Annotated in this window: 5 protein-coding genes and 2 pseudogenes; 3 read left to right on the top strand and 4 right to left on the bottom strand. The window is 39.5% G+C overall.

Annotation, left to right across the window (positions count from 1 at the left end):
* Positions 1 to 52 precede the first annotated feature (52 nt).
* Positions 53 to 1,043, top strand: a pseudogene (locus FC26_RS00660) (IS30 family transposase).
* 23 nt (positions 1,044 to 1,066) lie between these two features.
* On the opposite strand, the gene mobQ reads toward FC26_RS00660, so the two are convergent.
* On the bottom strand, positions 1,067 to 3,130 hold the full coding sequence (mobQ, locus tag FC26_RS00665) for a MobQ family relaxase (protein ID WP_057777125.1): 2,064 nt from the start codon (positions 3,128 to 3,130) through the stop codon (positions 1,067 to 1,069).
* 252 nt (positions 3,131 to 3,382) lie between these two features.
* Between mobQ and FC26_RS00670 the strand changes: the two genes are divergently transcribed.
* Positions 3,383 to 3,610 (top strand): hypothetical protein, encoded by a 228-nt coding sequence (locus tag FC26_RS00670; RefSeq protein ID WP_003555660.1) that lies wholly within the window; start codon positions 3,383 to 3,385, stop codon positions 3,608 to 3,610.
* A gap of 22 nt (positions 3,611 to 3,632) precedes the next feature.
* A complete protein-coding gene (locus FC26_RS00675; protein ID WP_003646133.1) occupies positions 3,633 to 3,911 on the top strand; it encodes a hypothetical protein in 279 nt (92 codons plus the stop codon).
* Here FC26_RS00675 and FC26_RS12840 read toward each other — a convergent pair.
* The 3 genes and pseudogenes from FC26_RS12840 to FC26_RS12410 all read right to left on the bottom strand — a co-directional run.
* Positions 3,901 to 4,407, bottom strand: coding sequence for a hypothetical protein (locus FC26_RS12840; RefSeq protein ID WP_016381870.1), 507 nt, complete (start codon positions 4,405 to 4,407; stop codon positions 3,901 to 3,903). The genes FC26_RS00675 and FC26_RS12840 overlap by 11 nt on opposite strands.
* Positions 4,397 to 4,678, bottom strand: coding sequence for a type II toxin-antitoxin system RelB/DinJ family antitoxin (locus tag FC26_RS00685; protein WP_057777126.1), 282 nt, complete (start codon positions 4,676 to 4,678; stop codon positions 4,397 to 4,399). The genes FC26_RS12840 and FC26_RS00685 overlap by 11 nt, the downstream gene beginning before the upstream one ends.
* A gap of 261 nt (positions 4,679 to 4,939) precedes the next feature.
* A pseudogene (locus FC26_RS12410) lies at positions 4,940 to 5,110 on the bottom strand (replication initiator protein A); the annotation flags it as partial.
* Between the last annotated feature and the right edge of the window lie 51 nt (positions 5,111 to 5,161).

Below are 5,161 nucleotides of genomic sequence, written 5' to 3' on the forward strand. Positions count from 1 at the left end.
CAAATTTCTGTAAAATGATGTTTGCGAAAACAATCATGAAAGGAATTTAGCCATGGATCACTACAAGCATATTACCATAGATGAACGGGAAACTATCTTTTTAATGAGGAATCATGGAAACTCACTTCGTGAGATTGCCAGCAATATCAAGAAAAGTTACTCAACCATTTCTCGAGAATTAAGCCGTAATTCTACTGGTAAATCCTATTCACCTTCGAAGGCTCAGGAGAAGTACAAACAGCGCAAAGGCAACTGTGGCAGAGTCTCTCTTTTGAGTAATCCTCAGGTGTTTGAAGTGGTGAGAGAACACTTCTGCGAAGACCTTTGGTCTCCGGAGGAAATATCGAATCGCTTGGCAGTCGAAAAGTATCCGGTGCAGATCAGTACCACGACTATTTACCGTGGGATTTTCAATGGCTTATTTGATAATTTGTTTAAATCTGGCAGCTCTAGTGCCGTGCGCCATCTAAGGCATCACGGCAAGTCTCGCCACAATAAAGCTTATCAGGAAAAACGAGGCAAGATTCCAATCCCCAACAAGATTCATGATCGTCCGCGAGAAGCTGACAACCGTGTAGAAATTGGTCACTGGGAAGGTGATACCGTGTTAGGCAAAAGCGGAAAGGCTTGTGTCGTTACATTGGTTGACCGAAAATCTCGTTACCTGCTTATTGGTAAAGCTGCTAAAAGAACTTCAGAAGCAGTCACGGATACTTTGAGCGACTTAATGAAGCTATGGACTGGTAGATCGTTAACGATTACCCCGGATAGGGGGTAAAGAGTTTGCCAAAGTTCAATGTTTAACTGATAAGTTTGGTACGCCCTTCTACTTTCCCGATCCTCACTCTCCTTGGCAACGAGGAACTAACGAAAATACTAACGGCTTGCTTCGCGAATATTTGCCAAAAGGAACTGACCTTGATTCAATTACCGACCGCCGGATACAAGCATATGCAGAACAAATGAATAATCGTCCCCGTAAATGTCTCGGATGGAAAACGCCTTATGAAATATTCTTTAATGTAGTGTTGCACTTAATTTGACAATTCAAGATTTTACATTTAGATTACAAGTGCATGCCCCCATCTTCATGCCGGTTTCGAGTTTGGTGTTGCCGTTGCTTTTTCGTCATTTCCCACTCAGTCTCCTTTAAACCTTGCGCCTGTCTTTGTCGTTGGTAATCTTCATCACGAGCATATAGAACAGTCATAATCGCGTCACTAAAGGCCGTCTTTAAGTAATAGTCTGGACTAACTGGCTTGTAATTTAGCGGTTGATAATGTCCGATATTTTCTTTTCTGTACTGGTCGTCCTTGGCTTGTTGCCCTTTTAACTGCTTTTGGATTTTCTCGATCTGACTGTTCTTAATCGTCGGATCGGCTTTGCATTCACCCAAAAAGAGTTGTTTAGTGCCATCATGCTTTAAAACCCGTTGTAAGTGATGATTTTCTAACTGATCTAAGCTAAGCTGTCCCGATAAATAAGCTAGTCCTTGTTGATGTTCTTGGGGACTGAACACCTGTGGTGGATTTGCTTGCCACTGTTCAATTGTTTCAGCCTGACATGGCTTTAAAACAGGATCATAGTACATCACGGCTGTATAGGCTTGTTCCTGTTTAATCAATGGTAATCCATCTAAATCGCCTTTGGGAAAGGCCCTTTTCAATACTTCATGGTATTGCGTTTTAATGACTTGCTTAACGGCCATGATTGCCCGTAGGTCTTTGACTGCTCGAGTAATCTTTTGCTGCTCAGTTGGTGAATACTTTTCTAGTAGACCTTGATCGACGTGTTCTAGACTTTCTAAGCTATCATCATGAATCATCAGCGTATATTTAAGCTCGATTTTGACTTCCTTTTCTTGTTGCATTAATAACTTCCAGCCAACGTATGGCCGTTTGGTAAAGGTCAATAATTGTCGGACCAATAAATCATCACGAATATTCATTAAACGTTCGTTTAATTCACTGCCTTTGAAAATCGTTTGTTCACTATTAGTTTCTTTAATCAATTCCCGTCGTTCAGCTGCGGTTGTCTGTTCAAAATTAAGTTCCGGATAAAGCTTTTTCGTTGCTCGTTCCACTACTTTGTTTAAGAGTTCATCTGCTTTTTTTAGTGAACTTTCTTGTTGGTTAATCGTCAATAATTGCTTAGTGACATCTTCACCAACAGCGTGCTTAATTAAGGTACTGTTTTTCCAATTAAATAGCATGCGCCGCTTATCATCTAAAATTTCCAAACTAATATAAGTTTTCAGTTCGTGGCTTAACTCTTTGACCACTTTTTTCTCGTTAAATGAGAAGTGTTTACTTAGGCTATCCAAGTGGCCTCGATTAACTACTTTCTCCTGCATATTTTTATAGCCAGCTTTGGACTTACGATAGTTCTTAACTTGTTGATTAAATGCCTTTCTTTCATGCCGTTTGCTATTGATTCCCTCGTGTTGCATTGGTGTGTCAGCTATTCCCTGTTCCACAAATGATTTTTCACTGATCCGATCAGGAATGTTTTTTTGCTCTAAAGCCTGATTTACACTTGCCGCCCAATTGTGCCGCCATTCAGTTATTTTTTCTTTTTTATCCCAATCGACCATCAGTATCTTTCTACTCTTAGGGTACTTGCTAGTTCCGGTATATGTTTTGTTGCCATTATCATCTACAATATATTGCTTTTTGCTCTTAATTCCCCATGTTCCATCTGAATTAAACGGCCGATTAGTTAACATCACATGAGCGTGCGGATTATCTGGGTGGTCGCGATGAATTGCGACGTCGGCTACCATGCCCTCATCAACAAAATTTTCTTGCACATATTTTGTCAGTAATTCTTTCTGTTCGGATTCACTTAATTCTACCGGTAAAGCCACGTTAAACTCTTTTGCATACCGTGAGTTTGATTTACGATCTTTCTTTTCAACTTCATTCCACAACTGCTCTCGATCACTCGCCCATTCAGGTGAATTTTTTGGCGTCAAAATAAAGCTTTCTGGCATGATCGATCGGGCATAAAAATAGTGGCGACCTTCCTTATCATCAAATAGCTTTTCACCACTTCGATAAGCGGCACTGGCAATCGCACTTCGTCCTTTACCAGCACTAATATTACTAAAACTCATGTGGAATATTGCCATGTCAGTCACCGTCTTCCTTTGATTCTATGGGTTTTGACCTTGTTGTCGCCATCGGCGACTTCTAATACAGGATTTTAGCACGATTTACCCCACAAGAATTTAGTGGGGTGTAAGTGCGCATTGACCTCGTTTCACTCGGTCTTCTGATTCTCTTAACTTTAACTTAGTGTATGCCTTCCGCTTCGCTATTTCAACTTTTATACTTTGACTTAACGTTTCCCTTATGATATAGTGTCGGTGATTATTTCTAATATGATTGGAGGGATCGTTATGTCTCAAAGTAACTTAGAAAAACAAGAAGCTAAATTAAAAGCCCTTAATCAAAAAATTAAGGACGAAAAAAATAAGATTGAACAACGGCTAGGTAAACAAATCATCAGTCAAGCCAATTTAGATTATGCTAATTTGTCTAACGATCAGATTAAGCTTTTAGCCAAGCAATTTTCTGAATTTTTAAAGGTAAAGTCCGTAGATCATTAGCCATACGAGATGGGGAAATTCCATGTCTAATCAATATGAAAAACTAGTCGAGCAACAAGCGCGTTTAAAACAAAAAATTGAGCGGGAAGATTTTAAATTACGGCAATCTAAATACTATGAAAATCGGCAAGCCCGCAAAGCCCGTTCTCGCCGATTAATTCAAAAAGGGGCTTTATTAGAAAAGTACTTTCAAGCTAATAACCTCTCGGTCGAACAAACCGAAGAACTTTTAAAAACATTTGCTGACTATGTTAACGCCCATAAACCGGATAAATTAAAAAACGATCAACCTAATAACTAGGCCGATCGTTTTTATTTTCAGGATTGTTTTTTGGCTTAATTTCTGGATTGTGTTTAGCAAAGTCTTTTAACTGTTTTTGAATTCTTTGTGTAAGCTCTGCTTTACTTTCTTTGTGCTTCCTTTTACTTGATCGCTGTTGAATTATCTTTTGACCCTTACCTCTTCTTTTTGATTTTAGGTCAAGCGTAAAATCTGAAATTTTATTTTGATCTAGCTTACTTAAATGACCGATTTCTTTAAAGTTTAAACCGGCTTTGGGAAAGCGATAAATATTACCAAGATCGACCCAGGAAGGTTTCTTCAACCCAGCGGATTGCCAATCTTGAATCGGATAATATTGTTGCTTGATATAAGCCGACTTCTTTTCATACTGACTAGTAATTTTAAAAGCCTCGACCGTCTGTTCTGATACCCGACGAATTAAAACTGGCCGAGACTTGCCACCGTTAGTTTCTACAAAACTAACGTATAGGCTGACTAAGTCATTAGTCCTCATCTGGATCGTTGAGCCAATCAGCGACCTCTTTAGCGTCTTTGAACTCGGTGACTGGTGTCCCTTCGGTCGCCTTTAAAAAGCGTAAATTAGCTCTTTCTTCTTCGCTTAAAGACGCATTAAAAGGTAAAGCACCAGTAGCAACAATCCGCTTGTAAAACATGTTAATGGCCGTGGTTGGATTTAAGCCCAATTCGCTTAAAATTGCTTCGGTATCATCGGCCAAATCTTTATCAATCTTGACTTGGACCCGTTTCTTTTCCTTAACTGCCATGATTGTCTCATCTCCTTTATTTTACTACTACCATTATACTACCTTTTGAGTACCTTATCAATAGATAAAGCCCTGGCCTCAAATCACTTGAGCTTGGCGTTGATCTAAAGGCTGAACTTTTGAGCTGGTTAGCCTGGTTAGCTCTGGCGCTCATTTAAAAGCCCCTATTCTTATGTTTAAGTCATTTAAATCTAGCTTAAGTATAAATATAGGTTAGTAAGTCTTGAAACCGCTTAGAAAGGATTTTGCAGCCTTTTAGGACTAGTAGTACAACCCACTGTTGTCGTTGTCGGCCGGCTTTTCTTCTTCGGGGTGTTTGGCCGCGTATTCTCTAGCCGCTTGTTTATTCCACCAAACACCAAATAGATTTTGCATGGTGCCGTACAGGTAGTTTTCCACGTTCTTGATGTGCTTCTCATTGCTTCTTAGAAGCTGTCCAAGATCTATGATTTTTGATATACTTCTATGTAAAAAGCGAGTTTA

The sequence above is a fragment of the Paucilactobacillus vaccinostercus DSM 20634 genome (assembly GCF_001436295.1).
Lineage (GTDB): Bacteria > Bacillota > Bacilli > Lactobacillales > Lactobacillaceae > Paucilactobacillus > Paucilactobacillus vaccinostercus.

Excerpts from the sequence above, each read along its gene's own strand:
- FC26_RS00670 (WP_003555660.1), top strand. The coding sequence starts at position 3,383 with ATGATTGGAGGGATCGTTATGTCTCAAAGTAACTTAGAAAAACAAGAA.
- mobQ (WP_057777125.1), bottom strand. The coding sequence starts at position 3,130 with ATGGCAATATTCCACATGAGTTTTAGTAATATTAGTGCTGGTAAAGGA.
- FC26_RS12840 (WP_016381870.1), bottom strand. The coding sequence starts at position 4,407 with ATGAGGACTAATGACTTAGTCAGCCTATACGTTAGTTTTGTAGAAACT.
- FC26_RS00685 (WP_057777126.1), bottom strand. The coding sequence starts at position 4,678 with ATGGCAGTTAAGGAAAAGAAACGGGTCCAAGTCAAGATTGATAAAGAT.
- FC26_RS00675 (WP_003646133.1), top strand. The coding sequence starts at position 3,633 with ATGTCTAATCAATATGAAAAACTAGTCGAGCAACAAGCGCGTTTAAAA.